The organism is Candidatus Seongchinamella marina, assembly GCF_026262685.1.
GTDB lineage: Bacteria > Pseudomonadota > Gammaproteobacteria > Pseudomonadales > Halieaceae > Halioglobus > Halioglobus marinus.
Map to the genome: position 1 here is coordinate 462,734 of NZ_SHNP01000002.1, position 19,278 is coordinate 482,011.

At 54.6% G+C, this 19,278-nt stretch carries 20 protein-coding genes; 7 read left to right on the forward strand and 13 right to left on the reverse strand.

Annotated elements, in window-relative coordinates; genetic code table 11:
- Position 1: 1 nt before the first annotated feature.
- The 10 genes from ccmI to ttcA form a co-directional block, all read right to left on the reverse strand.
- Positions 2 to 1,216: a c-type cytochrome biogenesis protein CcmI gene (gene ccmI / locus EYC87_RS07055; protein ID WP_279252256.1), complete on the reverse strand. Its 1,215-nt coding sequence runs from the start codon at positions 1,214 to 1,216 to the stop codon at positions 2 to 4.
- Positions 1,213 to 1,680 carry a cytochrome c-type biogenesis protein gene (locus EYC87_RS07060; protein WP_279252257.1) on the reverse strand — a complete coding sequence of 156 codons (468 nt, stop codon included), beginning with the start codon at positions 1,678 to 1,680 and terminating at the stop codon, positions 1,213 to 1,215. The genes ccmI and EYC87_RS07060 overlap by 4 nt, the downstream gene beginning before the upstream one ends.
- Complete coding sequence (locus EYC87_RS07065) at positions 1,680 to 2,219, reverse strand: DsbE family thiol:disulfide interchange protein (RefSeq protein WP_279252258.1); 540 nt, start codon at positions 2,217 to 2,219, stop codon at positions 1,680 to 1,682. Before EYC87_RS07065 ends, EYC87_RS07060 begins: the two co-directional genes overlap by 1 nt.
- Entirely contained in the window at positions 2,209 to 4,176 is a 1,968-nt protein-coding gene (locus tag EYC87_RS07070; RefSeq protein ID WP_279252259.1) for a heme lyase CcmF/NrfE family subunit, read from the reverse strand. Before EYC87_RS07070 ends, EYC87_RS07065 begins: the two co-directional genes overlap by 11 nt.
- Positions 4,173 to 4,622 (reverse strand): cytochrome c maturation protein CcmE, encoded by a 450-nt coding sequence (gene ccmE, locus EYC87_RS07075; protein WP_279252260.1) that lies wholly within the window; start codon positions 4,620 to 4,622, stop codon positions 4,173 to 4,175. The genes EYC87_RS07070 and ccmE overlap by 4 nt, the downstream gene beginning before the upstream one ends.
- Complete coding sequence (gene ccmD, locus EYC87_RS07080; protein WP_007228069.1) at positions 4,606 to 4,818, reverse strand: heme exporter protein CcmD; 213 nt, start codon at positions 4,816 to 4,818, stop codon at positions 4,606 to 4,608. The genes ccmE and ccmD overlap by 17 nt, the downstream gene beginning before the upstream one ends.
- The gene (locus tag EYC87_RS07085) at positions 4,818 to 5,561 is read right to left on the reverse strand and encodes a heme ABC transporter permease (RefSeq protein WP_279252261.1); all 744 of its coding nucleotides are present in this window, start codon (positions 5,559 to 5,561) and stop codon (positions 4,818 to 4,820) included. Before EYC87_RS07085 ends, ccmD begins: the two co-directional genes overlap by 1 nt.
- 78 nt (positions 5,562 to 5,639) lie before the next feature.
- Positions 5,640 to 6,326: a heme exporter protein CcmB gene (gene ccmB, locus EYC87_RS07090; protein WP_279252262.1), complete on the reverse strand. Its 687-nt coding sequence runs from the start codon at positions 6,324 to 6,326 to the stop codon at positions 5,640 to 5,642.
- Positions 6,323 to 6,913, reverse strand: a complete 591-nt coding sequence (gene ccmA / locus EYC87_RS07095; protein ID WP_279252263.1) for a cytochrome c biogenesis heme-transporting ATPase CcmA — start codon at positions 6,911 to 6,913, stop codon at positions 6,323 to 6,325. The genes ccmB and ccmA overlap by 4 nt, the downstream gene beginning before the upstream one ends.
- Before the next feature lie 23 nt (positions 6,914 to 6,936).
- Entirely contained in the window at positions 6,937 to 7,782 is an 846-nt protein-coding gene (gene ttcA, locus EYC87_RS07100; protein WP_279252264.1) for a tRNA 2-thiocytidine(32) synthetase TtcA, read from the reverse strand.
- 201 nt (positions 7,783 to 7,983) lie between these two features.
- On the opposite strand from ttcA, the gene EYC87_RS07105 reads away from it, so the two are divergent.
- Both EYC87_RS07105 and EYC87_RS07110 read left to right on the forward strand, forming a co-directional pair.
- Positions 7,984 to 8,964: a malate dehydrogenase gene (locus tag EYC87_RS07105; protein ID WP_007227992.1), complete on the forward strand. Its 981-nt coding sequence runs from the start codon at positions 7,984 to 7,986 to the stop codon at positions 8,962 to 8,964.
- A gap of 102 nt (positions 8,965 to 9,066) precedes the next feature.
- Positions 9,067 to 9,696: a TetR/AcrR family transcriptional regulator gene (locus EYC87_RS07110; RefSeq protein WP_279252265.1), complete on the forward strand. Its 630-nt coding sequence runs from the start codon at positions 9,067 to 9,069 to the stop codon at positions 9,694 to 9,696.
- Here EYC87_RS07110 and EYC87_RS07115 read toward each other — a convergent pair.
- Positions 9,693 to 12,167 carry an ABC transporter permease gene (locus EYC87_RS07115; protein WP_279252266.1) on the reverse strand — a complete coding sequence of 825 codons (2,475 nt, stop codon included), beginning with the start codon at positions 12,165 to 12,167 and terminating at the stop codon, positions 9,693 to 9,695. The two genes, EYC87_RS07110 and EYC87_RS07115, sit on opposite strands and share 4 nt — an antisense overlap.
- Before the next feature lie 3 nt (positions 12,168 to 12,170).
- Positions 12,171 to 12,833: an ABC transporter ATP-binding protein gene (locus tag EYC87_RS07120; RefSeq protein WP_007227916.1), complete on the reverse strand. Its 663-nt coding sequence runs from the start codon at positions 12,831 to 12,833 to the stop codon at positions 12,171 to 12,173.
- On the opposite strand from EYC87_RS07120, the gene EYC87_RS07125 reads away from it, so the two are divergent.
- Both EYC87_RS07125 and bioA read left to right on the forward strand, forming a co-directional pair.
- On the forward strand, positions 12,832 to 13,467 hold the full coding sequence (locus tag EYC87_RS07125; protein ID WP_279252267.1) for an arylesterase: 636 nt from the start codon (positions 12,832 to 12,834) through the stop codon (positions 13,465 to 13,467). The genes EYC87_RS07120 and EYC87_RS07125 overlap by 2 nt on opposite strands.
- The gene (bioA, locus tag EYC87_RS07130; RefSeq protein WP_279252268.1) at positions 13,464 to 14,759 is read left to right on the forward strand and encodes an adenosylmethionine--8-amino-7-oxononanoate transaminase; all 1,296 of its coding nucleotides are present in this window, start codon (positions 13,464 to 13,466) and stop codon (positions 14,757 to 14,759) included. The genes EYC87_RS07125 and bioA overlap by 4 nt, the downstream gene beginning before the upstream one ends.
- Here the strand turns inward: bioA and EYC87_RS07135 are convergent.
- The gene (locus EYC87_RS07135) at positions 14,756 to 15,550 is read right to left on the reverse strand and encodes a PhzF family phenazine biosynthesis protein (RefSeq protein ID WP_279252269.1); all 795 of its coding nucleotides are present in this window, start codon (positions 15,548 to 15,550) and stop codon (positions 14,756 to 14,758) included. The two genes, bioA and EYC87_RS07135, sit on opposite strands and share 4 nt — an antisense overlap.
- An 89-nt stretch (positions 15,551 to 15,639) precedes the next feature.
- On the opposite strand from EYC87_RS07135, the gene EYC87_RS07140 reads away from it, so the two are divergent.
- Genes EYC87_RS07140 through EYC87_RS07150 form a run of 3 tightly spaced genes read left to right on the forward strand, consistent with a single transcriptional unit; the run spans position 15,640 to position 19,255 of the window.
- Positions 15,640 to 16,503, forward strand: coding sequence for an ion transporter (locus tag EYC87_RS07140; protein WP_279252270.1), 864 nt, complete (start codon positions 15,640 to 15,642; stop codon positions 16,501 to 16,503).
- Positions 16,504 to 16,562: 59 nt separating this feature from the next.
- Positions 16,563 to 18,698 carry a YgiQ family radical SAM protein gene (locus EYC87_RS07145; protein WP_423243964.1) on the forward strand — a complete coding sequence of 712 codons (2,136 nt, stop codon included), beginning with the start codon at positions 16,563 to 16,565 and terminating at the stop codon, positions 18,696 to 18,698.
- Entirely contained in the window at positions 18,695 to 19,255 is a 561-nt protein-coding gene (locus EYC87_RS07150; protein WP_279252272.1) for a YtfJ family protein, read from the forward strand. The genes EYC87_RS07145 and EYC87_RS07150 overlap by 4 nt, the downstream gene beginning before the upstream one ends.
- Positions 19,256 to 19,278: the final 23 nt, after the last annotated feature.

The window sequence follows — 19,278 nt, forward strand, 5'->3', positions numbered from 1 at the left end:
GTTAGTTGGCGGGGCCGGCAGAGAGGGTAATATCGACTGCTTCAGTCGAGTCACTGGGGGCCATGGGACCCGCTTGCCCCAGCCAGCTGGCACCCGCTTCACCGGGGCGTCCGTTTGGCGAGACTTGCACTACCACCACGATCGACGCGGTATCTGAGAGCATCTGTCCTGCCATGGATTTACTATCATCCAGGCGCAAGGTCACTGGCAGATCAGCCCCCGTCAAACGCTGCACGGCTATGGGCATGCGGCTGTCGCTTTGTGCATTCCTGGCCAAAACAAAAACAGTGTCTGTTGCCGCGACATTGCCGCCTGCGGGCAAAGCAACCGATACTGTCACTCCCAGGCTGCCCGCGTTCGCTGAAGGTTCATTCGTCGCAGCCGCCGTCAGGACAGCTCCTGCTTCCCCCAGCTTTTCCCGAGCACTTTCAATGACACCTGAAATCATCTGCTGAGTTTCAGAACCCGGCGGTTCCATCGCCACCAGACGCTGCCAATAGTCGATAGCTGCGCGATACTGGCCTTGTTCATAAGACGCCATGCCCAGCAGGCCCAGCGCTGTGCGCTGATGAGGATCGATCGCCAATGCCTGCTCTGCGCGCATGCGAGCGCTGTCATCCAATCGTCTTCCGGCGGCAAGATAGCGAGCTTGCGCTGCATAAGCCAGCGCAGCTGAATCCTCAGGTGCAGACAGTGTCAACTCGTCATAAGCGTCTGCAGCGCGAGTGTAGTCTTGCATGCCCATGTAGTAACGACCAAGCATGGCCACGTAATGCAGGTTTTCAGGTCTCTGCTCAGCACGCCGCTCTATCGACAGCATCAGCGCCTGCATCTGCTCAGGGGTGCTATTGTCGTCAAGGGCCTGCAACTGACGGGAAATAATCACATCGTCTGCAGCACCCAACTTGTAGTAAAGAGCAATGCTGAACACGGCAACTAAGGGCGCCAGAATCCAAACAGGGAATTTAGCCTGATTGGCGCTTGCCTCTTGCTCGAGCGGTTGATCTTGCTCATCTTCCAGCAGGCGCAGCTGCGCGTCCGCAGCCAGTGAATCGTTACCTTCCTCGGCCAGTTCCTGCTGACGCAAACGAAACCATTCGAGGTTCGCTCTCGCCAAATCCTCATTAGCTGCGCCACGGCGCTTGCCGCCAGGCTTGAGATAAAACAATGCAGAAAATACCAGCAGCGCGCCGCAGGTTAGATACAGTAATGTCACTGGTTGCTTTCCGCCTTATCCAATATCGCTTTGAGCTTCAGCTGTTCTTCTTCACTCAGCGCTTCAGTGGTGTCTGTTTCCTGCTTGCGGCCAAGCAGGGTCATTACGGCGATCGCGACCCCCGCCGCCAGCAACAGCATCGGCGCCACCCAAAGAAAAATCGTGACCCCGGAGAAACTGGGCCGATAGCGAACAAACTCGCCGTAGCGGTCCACCATATACTGACGAATCTGATCGTCACTCGCGCCCTGTTCCAACTGCTCATAGAGCAGTCGGCGCAAATCCTGGGAAATGGGCGCATTGGAATCGGCAATATTCTGGTTTTGACATTTAGGACAGCGCAGTTCTTCACTCAATGCCCGATAGCGTTTTTCAAGCGCGGAATCAGAAAATTCGTAAGTCTCAATCACTGCCAACGCCGGTAGCGCCAGCAATAGCAAAACCAAAGAAAAAATCCTCACCATCAGTTTGCTTTTCCGTTTTTTAGCTGCTCGTAAATCGGCTGTAGGACATTGCTCCATACGCGCTCGTTTACCACCCCCACATGGCGATAGCGGACAAGTCCGTTGGCGTCCACAAGATAGGTCTCAGGGGCGCCATAAACACCAAGATCAAGTCCCAAGGTGCCGTCGTGATCAGCAATGCTAGCGAGATAAGGGTCACCCAACTCGTCCAGCCAAGCAAGTGCTGCCGCATCTTCGTCCTTATAATTGATGCCGTAGATTGCCACCCCCCGTTTAGCCAGTTCAGTGAGGTAGGGATGCTCTGCTCGACAGGAAATACACCAAGTTGCCCACACATTGAACAGTGCTACCTCGCCACTGACAGCGGCTTTATCGAGAACTTCACTACTGCCGAGCGCCGACAACGAAAAGTCAGGAAAGGGCTTATCGATCAGTGCAGAAGGAAGCTCTTTAGGATTTAGCGACAACCCTCTAACCAAAAACACCGCTAATATTATGAACAGGATTAGCGGCATAAACAGCTTTAGCCTAGCTGGCATACTGAACCCCAGCAGCCTTCGCAGGAGCGCCACTGCGATGGCGGCGGTAGCGCTTATCACATGCAGTGGTGAACCCACCAAATCCCATCAAAATCGCGCCCAACCACATCCAGCGAACCATCGGCTTATAGTGCAAGCGTATCGCCCAGGCCCCCTGCTCGCCAATCGGCTCACCCATTGCAATGTATAGATCCCGGAACAGGCCCGGATCAATCGCAGCCTCGGTCATCATCGACCCGCTGGCAAGGTAACGACGCTTTTGCGGTGCCAGTGCCGCAATTTTTTTGCCGTCCTCAAAGACTTCAAAGCGGGCCTCATCAGCCACAAAATTGGGACCTCTAACCGCAGCAACTTCCACGAAACGAAACTCATAGCCCGCGAGGGTTTCTGTTTCGCCCGGCGCCATTTTCAGATCGTGCTCAATACTGTATTGGCTGGTAGCGACAACGCCGACCACGCATGCGGCAAATCCCATGTGGGCCAGCACCATACCCCAGTAACTAGGGGTCAGTCGGCGTAAGCCACCTGCTTTGCCTCCAATTCGGAACCAAAAATCCTTGGCCATGCCAAAAACGACCCATCCGGCGAGCAACACTGCTAGCGCTACCCAGAGGTTATATCCTTGCCCAAACAATGGCAGTGTAAGCGCACAAACAATCGCGGCCACGCCCGGGATCAGCAATTCAGCTTTCCAACGCTGACCACTATCGCGCTTCCAGCGAGACAAGGGGCCAATACCCATAAAGGGCGCGAGTAAAGCCATTAACGGGACAAACACCGCATTAAAATAGGGAGGTCCCACGGAATACTTGCCCTGGCCCAGCGCATCCATCATCAAAGGAAACAGAGTGCCGAACAAAACGGTTAGTGTAGACACCAGAAAAACCACATTGTTAAGAAGTATCAGCGATTCTCTGGACAGCCAAGCAAAGCTGACCCGACTGCTCACTGCCGGAGCGCGCAGAGCATAAAGCGTTAACGAGCCACCCACCACGATTGCGAGAAAGACCAGGATGAACATTCCGCGCGCAGGATCGGTGGCAAATGCGTGCACCGAGGTCAGTACCCCGGAGCGCACCATGAACGTCCCCAACAAACTGAGAGAGAAAGCAAAGATCGCGAGCAATACCGTCCAGCTCTTGAACAGACCGCGCTTTTCAGTCGCTGCCAGGGAATGGACCAGCGCTGTACCCGCCAGCCAGGGCATAAACGATGCGTTCTCTACTGGATCCCAAAACCACCAACCGCCCCAACCTAGTTCGTAATAAGCCCACCAGCTGCCCAACATAATACCCAGGCTCAAAAATGCCCAGGCCACGTTAGTCCAGGGGCGGGACCATCGGGCCCACGATGCGTCCAATCGCCCACCGAGCAGTGCAGCAATGGCAAACGCAAAGGCAACCGAGAAGCCCACATAGCCCATATACAATAGGGGCGGATGGATAATCAGTCCTGGATCCTGCAACAGCGGATTCAAGTCATTGCCGTCGACAGGAATGCTGGGCAATAGCCTCGCAAAAGGGTTAGAGGTCAGTAATGCAAAAAAAAGGAAACCAACCGCAATAACGCCCATGACTGAAAGCACTCGCGAGAGTACCAACAAAGGCAACTGCGGACTCAGGACAGCAACTGCAGCAGTCCACAAGCAAAGGATGAGTGCCCACAGCAACAGAGATCCTTCGTGGTTACCCCACACGGCGGAAAACTTATAAATGGGCGGTAACAGGGAGTTACTGTTATTGGCAACCACGGCGACTGAAAAGTCGTCCTGTAAAAAAGCAACGCTGAGGCAGGTAAAACTGATAGCAACCAGCACCAACATACCCACCGCTAAACCGGGGGCCAGGGCCATCGCCGGCACGTTGCGGCGCCAGGCGCCCCAGGCAGGAACGACCGCTAACACCAGCGCGAGTGCAAGACTGATAATTAAGGCAAAGTGGCCGATTTCAGGAATCATTGTTTCACTCCCTTGTGGTCATAACCGGATTGCTCCAAAGCGTCAGCCACCTCTGGTGGCATGTAATTCTCGTCGTGCTTGGCCAGCACTTCAGTTGCCCGCAAAACGCCATCCGCACCCAGCTCCCCCGATGCGACTGCCCCCTGCCCCTCGTCAAAAAGGTCCGGAAGAATGCCCTCATAAACGACAGCAACCGACGCTTTGAAATCTGTCAGCTCAAACCGCACTGCCAGGCTGTCATCGCTGCGCTGGACGCTGCCATCCACGACCATACCCCCGATACGGATAGGCTGCCCTATTGGCGCATTGCCCTGCGCGACTTCTGCAGGAGGAAAAAACAAATTGATGTTGCCGCGCAGCGCATACGCCACCAGACCGATGGCGGCACTGGAAAAAAGCACAATAAATAGCACTACGTAGAGCCGCTGTTTACGGACTGGATGCATTTGATGCCTCCTGAGTGGCTAGCCCCCCCTGTGAGCGACGAAGCTCAGCGGAAAGCTGGCGAAGAAATCGTTTTTTGCGCCTGGCCGGTGACAGCAGGATAAATACAATGACGACCAGTGTGATCGCATAGGCTGCCCACACGTAGGCACCGTGACCGTCCATCTGCAAGAGAGCATCGAGGCTGTCAAAGTACATTATTGACCCTCTCCCTCTGCCAGTTTGCGCACCCATTTTGTGCGCTTTTCCCGCTCCAGGATTTCGGCACGCATGTTCATCAGCAACGCACAAGTGAACATCAGGTAAAACGCTGCGATCATCAGCAGCAATGGGTAGAGCATGCTGGGATCAATACTGGATTCGCCGGTAAACTTTATTGAAGCCGGCTGGTGAAGGCTGTACCACCAATCCACCGATTTGTAGATAATGGGGATATTAACCGTACCGACCAGCGCCAGGACCGCACACGCCTTTCCTGCAGCCTCTTTATTGTCGTACGCCTCGTGCAGCGCTACCACCCCGAGATACAGAAATAACAGAATCAACATAGACGTGATCCGGGCGTCCCAAACCCACCAAGTACCCCATGTGGGCTTACCCCAGATAGCACCAGTCACGAGGGCCACGAGCGTCAACGCAGCTCCAATGGGAGCACAGGATTTCATGGCTATATCAGCCATCTTCATTTTCCAGATCAAGCTGACAGCACCAGCAATGGCCATCACGTAATAGCCAGCAAGGGCCACAACTGCAGCCGGCACGTGAATATAGATAATACGGTAGCTGTTTCCCTGGCGAAAATCAGGTGCGGTATACAACATTCCCCAAACCATGCCGACCACCAGCGCGCTAACGGTCACGGGCAACAGGAACCGAAGAATAGTACCTGAGATACTATACAGCCAAGGGGGAGAACCGAGTTTATGGAAGAAGGTCCACATAGGGGCGGCAATTATACAGAGGCACAGACAGCGAACAAGAACTTGTCGGCCACTGGCAATAGATGAACGTGACTAAACTCAGGCATCGACGCTAATCCTCAAGCCAGCGGCGATCGCAATCGGCGCCAGCGCCACAGCCAGACACAGCATTGCCCCAATAATCGCCAGATAGGGGCCGGCCGGTGCTCCTGTGACGGCAGCTTTCACTGCAGCGCTGCCAAATATGAGTACCGGCATATAAAAAGGCAGTATCAGCAGCGAGATCAGCATTCCGCCGCGTTTAAGCCCCACCGTTAGCGCTGCACCAATAGCGCCGAGCAGGCTGAGTAAAGCAGTGCCTAACAACAAACTCAGAAACAGTGTGGCAATGGCCCCAGTGGGCAGATTTAACATCAGCGCAAACACGGGTGATGCCAAGGCTAGCAAAAGGCCGGTAATGAGCCAATGTGCGGTGACGTATGACAGCACTGACATGTAGAGTGGCTGTGGCGACAGCATTAGCTGCTCCAGGCTACCATCGTCAAAATCACTGCGAAACACCCCGTCTGAGGTGAGTAAATTGGACAGCAAGGCAATAATCCAGAGAATACCCGGGGCAAAGTCCGCAAGCTTATCCGGAGCCGGGCCAAGCCCCAGTGGGAACAGGGCCACTACCATGGCGAAAAACAACAGCGGGTTGCCTATTTCTATCGGTCGCCGCACTGCAAGTACCAGCTGACGGCGAAGCAATCGACCGCAAAAAGCCAATGTGCCCGGCGAGCTCATGACATAACTCCCGCGCTAAGATCAAGCCGGACCAGTGGACAATTGACGTCCACGCGCTGGTGAGACGTTAGTAAGACTGCGCCGCCCCCCGTCACATGCTTGGCAAACAACGCCTCCAGGGCGCTCACTCCGCTCGCGTCGATGGCCGTGTAGGGCTCGTCCAAAAGCCAGAGCGGGCTCCCGGACAAATACAACCTGGCGAGATTGACCCGCCTGTGCTGGCCTGCAGACAAGGCGTGGCTGGGCACGTCCTCGTATCCGTAGAGCCCAACGCTGGTTAATGCTGATTCTATTTCAGCGTTGGAATATTGCCCCTCACCAGACACATGCCAGGACAAGTTCTCCCGTGGACTCAGCAGCGACTTAACCGCGCTTTGATGGCTCAAGTAGAGCATGCCACCGTGGCGTGAAACCTCACCTTGAAAACCGTAGCGCGAAAGCCCGGCAAGAATTCGGATAAGACTGGTTTTTCCCGCACCATTGGCGCCTTCAAGCTGAACCAGCTGACCGGGCAATATACTGAAAGACAGATCCTCAAACAGCTGTCGACCCCCTCGCTCCAGCGAAAGACTCTCGGCGACCAGCAAGGGCCTGCTCTGTGAAGGATCGGTCAGAGATTCACCACATTGACCACAGGAATGTGCAAGTCAGTATCAATTTGATCAGCGCGCAAGCTGTTGAAGTCGAAGAGATCACCATCGGCAAGCTGTGACGGGGCCACATTGCGAATACTGCTAAAAATAGTTTCGGTGCGGCCCGGGTACTCACGCTCCCACTGCAGCAGCATTTTTTTTACCTGTACCCGCTGCAAGTTGTCCTGGGAGCCACACAGGTTGCAGGGAATAATGGGAAACTCCTTATACTGGGCATAGGCGGCCAGGTCTTTTTCCTTGCAGTACGCCATCGGCCTAATCACCACATTTTTCTTGTCGTCAGACAACAGTTTGGGAGGCATGGCTTTCAGGCTGCCACCAAAAAACATATTGAGAAATAGAGTTTCTACAATGTCGTCGCGGTGATGACCCAGAGCTATCTTGGTTGCGCCAATATCCTGGGCGAACCCATACAGGCTGCCACGACGCAATCGGGAGCAAAGTCCACAGGTGGTTTTGCCTTCTGGCACCACTTCCTTGACGATACTGTAGGTGTCCTTTTCCAGGATGTAGTAAGGCACATCTATCTGGGCGAGAAAATCAGGCAGCACCTGCTCTGGGAACCCCGGTTGTTTTTGATCCAGGTTTACGGCCACGAGCTCGAAACTCACTGGCGCTGAACGTTGCAGGTTCATCAGGATATCCAGCATGCCATAGGAGTCTTTGCCTCCCGACAGACACACCATGACCTTGTCGCCCTCTTCAATCATGTTGTAATCGACGATAGCGTTACCGGCATTGCGTCGCAGTCGCTTCTGCAACTTGTTGAACTCGAGTTTTTCCTTGCGTGATAGCTTGCGCACGATACCGACCGTTAGTGCTTGATTTGGCGCGCATTTTACTCGTTTGCATGTCGTTCCGTCCACCGCTTACTGGGCTCGACAACTCCGATTCCCTCCACCTGTGGTGACCATCGCCCTGCTCGTCTTGTAATTTGCTTGCAATACAACCAAAATGTGCGCCCCTGAAGACACGATCAACTCATCTGCGAGGACTAAAACCCGATGAAAACACCTGTAAGAGTGACTGTTACCGGCGCTGCGGGCCAGATTGGCTACGCACTGCTGTTCCGCATTGCCTCCGGCGCCATGCTGGGCGATGACCAGCCTGTCATCCTGCAACTACTGGACATCACTCCAGCCATGGAGGCTCTTCAGGGGGTGAAGATGGAACTGGAGGACTGCGCTTTCCCATTGCTGGTCGACACCATTTGCACCGATGATCCCAACGCGGGATTCAAAGATACCGATTACGCTTTGCTGGTTGGCGCACGCCCGCGTGGCCCCGGTATGGAGCGTAAGGATTTGCTGGAAGCCAATGCTGCGATCTTCTCCGTGCAGGGTAAGGCGATCAACGCCAATGCCAGCAAGAACATCAAGGTTCTGGTCGTCGGCAATCCCGCCAACACCAACTCGCTCATCACCCAGCGCAATGCGCCGGACATCGACCCTCGGAATTTCACTGCCATGACGCGTCTGGACCACAATCGTGCCATGACACAAATCGCGCAAAAGACAGGCAAGACTGTCAACGATGTGACGAACATGACGATCTGGGGCAACCACTCTGCTACCCAGTATCCAGACTTGTTCAACACCAAAGTGTCGGGCGAAGCCGCCATCAACCTGGTGAATCAAGAGTGGTATGAAAGTGATTTTATTCCTGTTGTTCAGCAGCGCGGTGCAGCCATTATCAAGGCACGTGGCGCATCATCTGCAGCATCTGCAGCCAATGCGGCCATCGACCATATGCGCTCCTGGGCGCTGGGGACCGACGGCGATGATTGGGTTTCCATGGGTGTTTACTCCGATGGTTCTTACGGTATTACCGAGGGCCTGATCTACTCTTTCCCCTGCCGCTGCGAAAACGGCGACTGGAGCATTGTACAAGGCGTTGAAGTCGGTGATTTCAGTCAGGCAAAAATGGCTGCTACCGAACAGGAACTCGTTGAAGAGCGCGACGCGGTTCAGCACCTGCTGCCTTAAGCACCGCACTCAAAAAAAAGCGCCCCTGGGTACTCCAGTGGCGCTTTTTTTCCTTCTGACCTTCCATTAGACCCAACGCAGGAATCCTGCTGTAATAGCCCTATGACTGAGATTGCAACCCAGAAAACCTACCACCATGGCAACCTGCGTGCTGAACTGCTCGATACTGCGATAGAACAGTTGCGAGAGACCGGTGCTGAGGATTTAAGCTTGCGAGCCCTGGCACGGGCGATTGGGGTTTCACAGACAGCCCCTTACCGCCACTTTGGCGACAAAGGTGAACTTCTTGCGGCGATGGCGACTCGCGGCTACCGGGAGCTTTACAAATCGCTGAAGCAGGCCGGAGACAATGCCGGAGATTGCCCTACAGACCAATTGCTGGCCTTTGCATACGCCTACGTGGACTATGCGGCCAATAATCCGCAGTTGTTCAAACTGATGTTCGGCCCTGCCGTACAGCCGGCAGCACGTTACCCTGAGCTGCGAGAAGCGAGTCGCGAGACACTCATTCTGGTGCAGCAAATATTACAGCGCGGAATTAAACAGGGCCTGTATACCGATGCCGAAGATACGGCCTATCTGACCAATGCTGCCTGGTCGGGCATATACGGTCTGGCAACCCTGCGCGTAGACGCACCAGAAATTTTTGTCCGCCATATCGACCTGCGCGCTCAAGTCGATCTCGGAGTGAGGACCTTTGTCGCCGGCATCAGCGCCAAGGCACCCGCCTAGAGTTCTCGCAGCAAAGCCACCGGGGGACTGGACACCACTTTACGGCAACTGAACACACCCAGCCCGGCGATCAACACGGTTCCTACAGTCAGCCCCAGTGGCCATAGCCAGGGGGATGGCGCATAAGACATATCCAGTACCCAAATTTGTAGCATCGCCACAGACAATTCGGCCGCTACCGTGGCTAGAATTCCGGCGAACAAACCCAGGGCTGAAAATTCAATAAACAGACCTCCCAGGATCAAACCTCGCCGGGCTCCCAGCGCCCGCAATATCGAACTCTCATGCATGCGTGCGTCAACACTTGCTTGCACGCCTGCCACCAGAACCAGCGCACCTGTGGCCAGAATAACAGCGAGAACTAATTCAACGGCTGCCGACACCTGCTTGATGATACTTCGAACCTGGTCGATGACCAGATCCATTTCAATAACCGTCACCGTCGGAAAACTCCGAATAAAACGGTTCAGAAACACCTTGTTTTCCGCGTCCAAATGAAAACTGGTCATAAATGTTGCCGGATAACTGGCTAACAAATCCGGAGGAAACACCAGAAAGAAGTTGGGCCGCATGGACTGCCAGTCCAGCTGCCGCAGGTTATAAACAGTCGCTTCCAGCGGCTGTGCACCCACCAGAAACGACAGCTTGTCGCCTACCTCCACACCCATTCTCTGGGCAAACTCGGCCTCTACCGACACCAGCGCTTCAGTAGTGCCATCCGGCCACCACTCTCCCGCAGTAAGCACATTTCCAGTGGGCAGCCCGGTGGACCAGGTGAGGTTGGTTTCACGCTGCCTGGGCCCCTCTTCCATTTCTCCTGCCGTTGGAAGCGGCTGATCGTTCACTGCCATAATCCGGCCACGAATCATGGGGTACAAAGCCTCGCTGGGAACCCCCTCCTCGCGCAGCATTTGCTCTACAGGCTGCAAATCCTGAGGGCCAATATTAATCATGAAGTGATTAGGTGCATCTTCTGGTAGTTGTGTTTGCCACTCGTCGATGAGTGATGTGCGTACCAACACCAGGACCAACAAAAGCATAATCGCCATCGCAAATATCACGACCTGAAGTGCATTTGCCGTGCCTCTGCGCTGCAAGCCAGCCAATGCGAGCCGCCAGATACTACCGGCGCTCATACCGACAATACGCCCGCCTCTGAGCAGGGTCATAGCCAGCACCATTCCCAGAGAGACGGTAATCATCAATCCTGAAATAACCGCTGCGGTCAGCTTCCAGTCCCCCGAATACCAGAGCATCAACCCACTGATAGCAAGCAGCCCGATGATGTAATCCCGGGTGGAGCGGCGTGTTTCCAAAGGCAGGTCCCTGCGTAGAACGCGCAACGGACTGGCCAGACTCAGGCGGCGCAGAGGCGGCCAGGCAAAGCTCATCAAGCAAGTGAGTGCGGTAGCGCTGCCTATTAAATAAGGCCGAGGACCACTGGGGCCTGGCTGAACCGGCAACTGATCGGCGAACAATTTAAAGAACAAGGCCTGAATGCCCCAGCCCAATAGACAGCCCGCGCCAGTGGCAATACTCCCCAGCAACAACAAACTGCGCCCATACAAAAAGTTAATGCTGCCAGATGTAGCTCCCAGGCTTTTCATGATGGCCACATAATCGTTGTGACGTTCGCTGAAACGGCCAGCCGCAAGCGCGATGGCAACACCTGCGAGTACCACGCCCAGACTGCCTGCCAGCAACAAAAAGCTTTCCGCCCTCGCCAGGGCCTTGCCGATACCCGGCTGGCCCTGGTTGATATCAATCATCCTCTGCCCGGGTGCCAACCGAGGCTCAAGTTGCTCGCGGTGTCTCTGAAGCGCGCCAGGGTCTCCCGCATACAGCTGACGAAATTCCACCCTGCTGCCCGGTTGCACGACCCCGGTCGCCGCAATATCGGCGTAGTTCATCAACAACCTTGGGCCATAGCCATAAGTTCCTGCTGCCTGGTCCGGTTCAGCGCGCACCGCCCCGGCCACAGTAAAGCTGGCATCTCCCAATGCAACAGAGCTGCCAAGAGAAATATCGAGCAGAGGAAACAAACGTGAGTCCAGCCAAACTTCGCCCACACCGGGGCCCGATACCACGGCCCTCGCTTCACCAAAGGGCTCATCGCTGAAAGAGAGTTCTCCACGCAAGGGATACGCCGCAGAAACCGCTTTTACTGCAACCAGTTGCATTGCGTCACTGGTGCTGTAAATCATCGATGGAAAAGCCAGCGTGGTGGCGACACTGAGTCCGTCGTCGAGCGCCTCTTGCAGCCAATCTGCCGGCATTTCCCGACTACTGCGGACGACCAGATCAGCAGCCAAAAAACGATGGCTTTCCTGCTCCAGAGCACCCTGTAAACGCGAGGTAAATGCACTGATCCCGGACACTACGCCCACCGCCAGCACCAGTGCCATTGCCAGAATACCGAGCTCTCCGCCGCGCCAATCGCGCGCCAGCATTCGTGTCGCCGTTATCGACATACCTTAGCCCTCAACCAATTCGCCCGCGTCCAGTACCAGCCTGCGCTCACAACGCTGGGCCAGGGCCATATCGTGGGTCACCAGAACCAGTGTGGTGCCCTGCTCGCGGTTTAACTCAAACAGTAAATCGATGATGTGAGTCCCGGTGCGGGTATCCAGATTGCCAGTGGGTTCATCAGCAAACAAAATGGTCGGGGTCGAGGCAAACGCTCTGGCGATTGCGACACGCTGCTGCTCTCCACCTGACATTTGCTTGGGGTAGTGCAGCATACGCTCGCTGAGCTCCACGCGCCCCAGGAACTGTTCGGCCTGCTCCCTGGCATCGCCAATCCCCTGCAGTTCCAGGGGCAGCATAACGTTCTCCAGTGCCGTCAGCGCAGGGAGCAATTGGAACGACTGAAAGACGAATCCCACCTGTTTGCCACGAAACAGCGCTCTAGCGTCTTCATCCAAAGTACCAAGATCTGTGTCTCCAATAATGACACGGCCAGCACTGGCCTCATCGAGTCCGGCCAGCAAACCGAGCAGCGTTGACTTGCCAGAACCTGAGGCACCAACAATGGCGACCGACTCTCCCGACTTGATTTCCAACGTAATCCCTTTCAGTATTTCAAGCATGCCCCCACTCATGGGCACCCGTTTTTGGAGATTCTCGGTTTTAATCATGCAGCATTCCTTTTACCACCTTATACGTGCCCCAATCCTGCTCGGTTTTCTACTTCTGGCTTTCGGCAATCCCGCCTTCACAAAAGGGAACACCTTGCTCGTGCTCGGGGATAGTATCAGTGCAGCCTACGGTATGTCGCTGGACAAGGGATGGGTTGCCCTGCTGGCAGGACGGCTGGCAACCACCCACCCGGATTACCGGGTTGTTAATGCCAGCATCTCCGGAGAAACGACCAACGGCGCTCTTGGTCGACTAGATTCCCTCCTCAGGCAGCATAAACCTCAGGTAGTTGTCATCGAGCTGGGCGGCAACGACGGACTGAGGGGCTTTCCGGTGAGCGAATTGCGCCAGAATCTTGATCAATTAGCCCTGCGCAGCCGAGCAGCAGGGGCCCAGGTAGTTATGGTCAGCATACAGATACCCCCCAACTACGGTAGTCGTTACACTACCAGCTTCCATGAGTCGTATGCCCTGGCTGCAGAAAACACTGACAGCATTCTGGCCCCCTTTATTCTGGATGGCATAGCCACTAACCCTGAACTCATGCAGGCCGACGGAATTCATCCCCGACCAGAGGCTCAGGCGGACATGTTAAATAACATGCTTCCTTACATTGAAAAGGCGCTGCCATGACCAACGACAACTCACTCTGGCGAGACCTGCAGGAGCGCGACAGCGAACATGTATGGCACCCTTACTCAGCAACACCTTCGCGCGGAGAGATCTTTCCAATTGTAGCTGCTGATGGGGTTCGGCTAAGACTGGCAGATGGCCGCGAACTCATCGATGGTATGGCCTCCTGGTGGTGTGCGATACACGGCTACAACCATCCTGTGCTAAACCGGGCAGTAAACGAACAGTTGACCAAGATGTCTCACGTCATGTTCGGGGGGCTAACCCACCCGGCCGCTGTCAAACTGGCGCAACTGCTTGTGCGACTGACGCCAGACTCTCTCAGCAAGGTTTTTTTCAGTGACTCAGGTTCAGTGTGTGTTGAGGTAGCCCTCAAAATGGCAATTCAGTTCTGGCAAGCTTCCGGCAAACAGCGCAAGCAAAAAATGGTTGCGCTACGCAGCGGTTACCACGGCGATACATTTGGCGCTATGTCTGTTTGTGACCCAGTCACCGGCATGCACCACCTGTTCGGCGACGTTCTCAACAAGCAACACTTTGTCGCTGCTCCTAAGGCCGGCTTCCATGAGGAGTGTCCTGAAACTGAAATGGAGGAAATCACCGATTTACTCACCTCCCACCATGAAGAAATTGCGGCGATTATTGTAGAGCCAGTCGTGCAGGGCGCGGGGGGCATGCACTTTTACTCTCCGGATTATCTGCGCAAACTGCGAGCCCTATGTGATGCCTTCGATGTTTTGCTAATTTTTGACGAAATCGCCACAGGCTTCGGTCGTACAGGGAAGATGTTCGCCCTGGAGCACGCCGATGTTGAGCCGGATATGCTGTGCCTTGGCAAGTCGCTAACTGGTGGTTACATGACGCTAGCTGCCACACTTTGTAACGATCAAATTGCCAGCACAATCAGCAACAGCGAGGCTGGCGCGTTTATGCACGGCCCCACCTTTATGGGAAATCCACTGGCCTGTGCTACCGCTATCGCCAGTATTGAGCTACTGATTTCGCAACCATGGCAAAGGAAAATTCAACGCTTAAATCTGCAACTCGAAGAAGGCCTTAGCCCGGCGCGCAAACTTCCTCAGGTCAATGACGTGCGCACACTCGGTGCCATCGGTGTTATTGAGTTGCATGAGGCCGTCGACATGCAAAGAGTCCAACCGATGTTTGTGGACAAGGGGGTCTGGATTAGGCCGTTTGGCAAACTGGTTTACACCATGCCGCCATACACAATGAATGAAGAAGACCTGGCTGCGCTCACCGCGGCTATGGTAGAGGTCGTCGCTGCACTTTAGCGCGCTAGGCGAACCCGCCCCTGCATGAACGTCACCGCCTGCCCCGTCATCCGCACTCGGCCCGCGCCGTACTCGCAGTTTATCTCGCCGCCGCGCGCCGATATTTGTCTCGCTTCCAATCGTTCAAGCCCAAGACGCTGCGACCAGTACGGCACCAATGCGCAGTGAGCCGAACCGGTCACTGGATCTTCGTTGATACCCACCTGAGGGCCAAAAAAACGCGAGACAAAATCGCAGCTATCGCCCGGCGCCGTCGCAATAATGCAGCGATCGCTTGCGGCCAGCAATGCGGTAAAGTCAGGAGATATTCTGGCCACGTCTTCTTCGAACTCAAACACATACAGTAATTTTGCGGCCCCGCTCACCTGCTTAACATCAGACGGTCTCGCGCCTAACGCAGCGCATATCTCCATATCCACTGAACCATCGCTCAAGGAATAGGCCGGAAAGTCCAGGGTGTAGCCAGAATCATGACGCAGCACCTGCAGCATACCTGAGCGGGTGTGAAAACAAATACGTTCGCCAGCGTAAGCAAGATGATCAAATAGCACATGCGCAGTGGCAAGCGTGGCATGCCCGCACAAATCGACTTCTACCGTTGGCGTAAACCAGCGTAATTCAAAGCCATCCTCTACAGGCACCATAAAGGCTGTCTCGGAAAGATTGTTCTCCAAAGCAATGGACTGTAACAGCTCATCTTCGAGCCACTTGTCCAGGGGCATAACTGCTGCGGGGTTGCCGCCAAAGGGTTCGCTGGAAAAAGCATCGACCTGGTAAATTGCGTAGCTCATAGCGTGGTTACCGACCTGCCGTTGTACATGTGCTGGTGCTCTAATATAGTAGCTGCAGGCAAATGGTGACAGGAAAAACAACTCAGGACATGTCAAAGAGAGCACAAACTCCGTTGCAGCTCAGTTTTTATCGAGTCATCTTCGGCACTGAGACAAGGGCCGGGAAATGGTTCGATATCATCCTCATCATGGTTATTCTTGCCAGTGTTATGGTGATCATGCTGGACTCGATTCACGAGTACCACATCAATTATGGTGTTCTGTTCCTCCAGATCGAGTGGGCTTTCACGCTCATGTTCACCGCCGAATATCTGATCAGGCTATGGTGCTCGGATAACCGCAAAGGCTATGCGATCAGCGTCTATGGTATCGTGGACCTTCTCGCGCTAATGCCCACCTACCTCTCTCTTTTGCTGCCCCAGGCTGCGCCCTTACTAATTATCCGGGTGCTACGCATCCTCAGGATATTCAGGGTATTGAGACTCCTGGCCTTGCTCGATGAAGCCAATGACCTCGCCCGTGCGCTGCATAATTCTACCCGTAAAATATTCGTTTTTTTCTCGATGATGATATTAATGGCCACCATTTTTGGCTGTCTTATCTACGTTATTGAAGGACCTGAACACGGTTTCAACAGCATTCCCCACAGCATTTATTGGGCGATCGTCACCATAACGACCGTGGGCTATGGCGACGTGGTTCCGATGACCCCAATGGGCCAGGTGTTGTCAGCGGTTGGCATGCTAATGGGCTACGCCGTTATCGCCGTCCCCACTGGGATTGTGACCGCCGAGCTAACCCTTGCCCAGCGATTGCACAAAGAGCGAGCCATTCGTGCAGCGCGCAATTGCACCACCTGCGCTCATGTCGAGTCAGACCCGGAAGCCGTTTATTGTCGCCACTGTGGCAGTTCCCTTCCTGCGCCCGGACACCAACCAGAAGACGAAGCTTAGGGTTCTCTATCGGGCGCACATGGTCGCGCCAATACTGCTATAATACGCTTCCATTTTTCGTGCAGCAGACCATGTCTACACCCATCCACTCTTACCGAAAATACTGGGCCGAATGTTTTGGCCCGGCACCTGAACTGCCCACCACCCGGGCGGAAATGGACGCGCTTGGCTGGGATAGTTGCGACATCATTGTGGTCACCGGCGATGCCTATGTAGATCACCCAAGCTTCGGCATGGCGGTAATCGGACGCTTACTGGAAGCGCAGGGCTTTAGAGTCGGCATCCTTGCCCAGCCAGACTGGACCAGCGCTGAGCCCTTCAAGGCACTGGGTAAACCCAACCTGTTTTTCGGTGTCTCTGCTGGCAACATGGACTCAATGATCAACCGCTACACCGCCGATAAAAAACGTCGTCACGATGACGCCTATACCCCTGATAATCAGGGCGGCAAGCGCCCTGATCGAGCTGTCATCGTATACAGCCAGAGAGTCAGGGAAGCCTACCGCGATGTACCCCTGATCATTGGCAGTATTGAGGCGAGCCTCAGGCGTATCGCACACTACGACTACTGGAGTGACAAGGTTCGTCGCTCCATTTTGCTCGATAGCCGAGCGGACCTTCTGCTTTATGGTAACGCTGAGCGTGCGATCGTCGATGTTGCTCACCGCCTGGCTGCCGGCGAGTCGGTGCATACTATTCGAGATCTCCGTGGTACTGCGTTTGTGCGTAAACGCATTCCTGAAGGTTGGCGTGAAATCGATTCTACATCCATCGACCCGGTAGGCGCTGTCGATAAAATCGTTAGCCCTTACCAGGAAATAAGCACCGCCGAATGCTCACCCGACGAAGTCGCCGTGCAACAGGGTGAAGATGTTGTGCGCATTCTGGACAGGGTCGATGACACCCGTCCTGCAGTGATACGCATTCCTTCTTATGAGCAGGCAAAAGATGACCCCGCTCTTTATGCCCATGCGTCTCGTGTATTGCACAAAGAAACCAACCCGCACAATGCCCGCCCACTAATACAGGCGCATGGTGATCGGGAAGTTTGGCTGAATACCCCGCCGATTCCGCTGGAGACAGACGAACTGGACTGGTTGTTCGAACTACCTTATACCCGGCTCCCCCACACCAGCTATGGCGATGCCCGCCTACCCGCCTATGAAATGATTCGTCACTCGGTCAATATCATGCGAGGGTGTTTTGGCGGCTGTACTTTCTGTTCCATCACCGAACATGAGGGCCGAATCATCCAGAATCGCTCTGAAGAGTCCATTCTCAGAGAAGTAGAAAGCATCCGCGACACCTCACCGGCATTCACTGGAGTAATTTCCGACCTGGGCGGTCCTACGGCAAACATGTGGCGCCTGGCTTGCAAGTCCAAAGACATCGAAGCCAAATGTCGCAAGCTCAGCTGTGTTTTCCCCGGCATATGCAAAAACCTCAATACCGACCAAAAACCATTGGTGGAACTGTATCGCAAGGCCCGCGAGATCGATGGCGTTAAGAAGGTTTTAATCGCATCGGGGCTGCGCTATGACATAGCGGTAGAGTCCCCCGAGTACGTTAAAGAACTGGTTACCCACCACGTGGGCGGCTACCTGAAAATTGCTCCGGAGCACACTGAAGAGGGTCCACTGGATAAAATGATGAAGCCGGGCATAGGCACCTATGACCGCTTTAAAGCGATGTTTGAAAAATATTCCAGGGCCGCCGGAAAAGAGCAGTACCTGATTCCCTATTTTATCGCGGCTCACCCTGGCACATCAGACAAGGATATGATGAACCTTGCGCTTTGGTTAAAGCGCAATAAGTTTCGGGCTGATCAGGTACAAACCTTCTACCCCTCTCCGATGGCCAGTGCTACGGCGATGTACCACAGCGGCAAGAACCCTCTAAAGAAGATCTCTCGCAACAGCGATACCATGCCCACTGTAAAAGGACTGTCACAGCGGCGTTTGCACAAGGCATTTCTCAGGTATCACGACCCCGATAACTGGCCGGCCTTGAGAAAGGCACTGAAGAAACTTGGGCGCACCGACTTGATCGGCAATGGCAAACTGCATTTGGTGCCACCGCGGCAACCAGGAAAACGTCATGCCATTGTTGAGCCTGGACAAGCGTTCGCCACACAGCACAACGGATTACCCCGGACACCCGGACACCGAAGTAAAAACAAGAGAAGAAGCCGATGAATACCGTGAAAACTTTAACAAGCCTTGCCGGTCTGTTCCTGCTGAGCCTGTCTACTGCATCTTTTGCCGCGACAGTCGGCGAACCACTCCCTCCCCTGGCCATCAGCCAGCCTGGCGAAATCATGCTGGATGGCGATGGCATTGGCTACCAACCCTGGAATAGCCAGAAAACTGTGGATAAGGTCCACGTTGTGCAATATATTCCCGCCACTATGTCAGCCAGTAAGATGTACCGCCCCTTTACCGATTACCTTGAAGAGAATTACGACCCCTCTCACTTTCATGTCACTACCGTCATCGACCTGGATGCAGCATTGTGGGGCACCAGTGGACTGGTCTCATCTGAAGTTGAAAAGAACAAGCGGAAATACCCCTTATCCACCCTGGTGCTGGACAAGACAGGCAGTGGCATTGGCACCTGGTCACTAGGCAAGAACGGCAGTGGCTTATTTATCGTCGACGAAACAGGTATCGTGCATTTTGCCATTCGTCACAAAATGGACGCTACAGAGCAACGCGATGCGGAAAAAGTGTTTTCCACTCTGGTCGCACAATGACATCCGCTTACACCGCTCAGTTT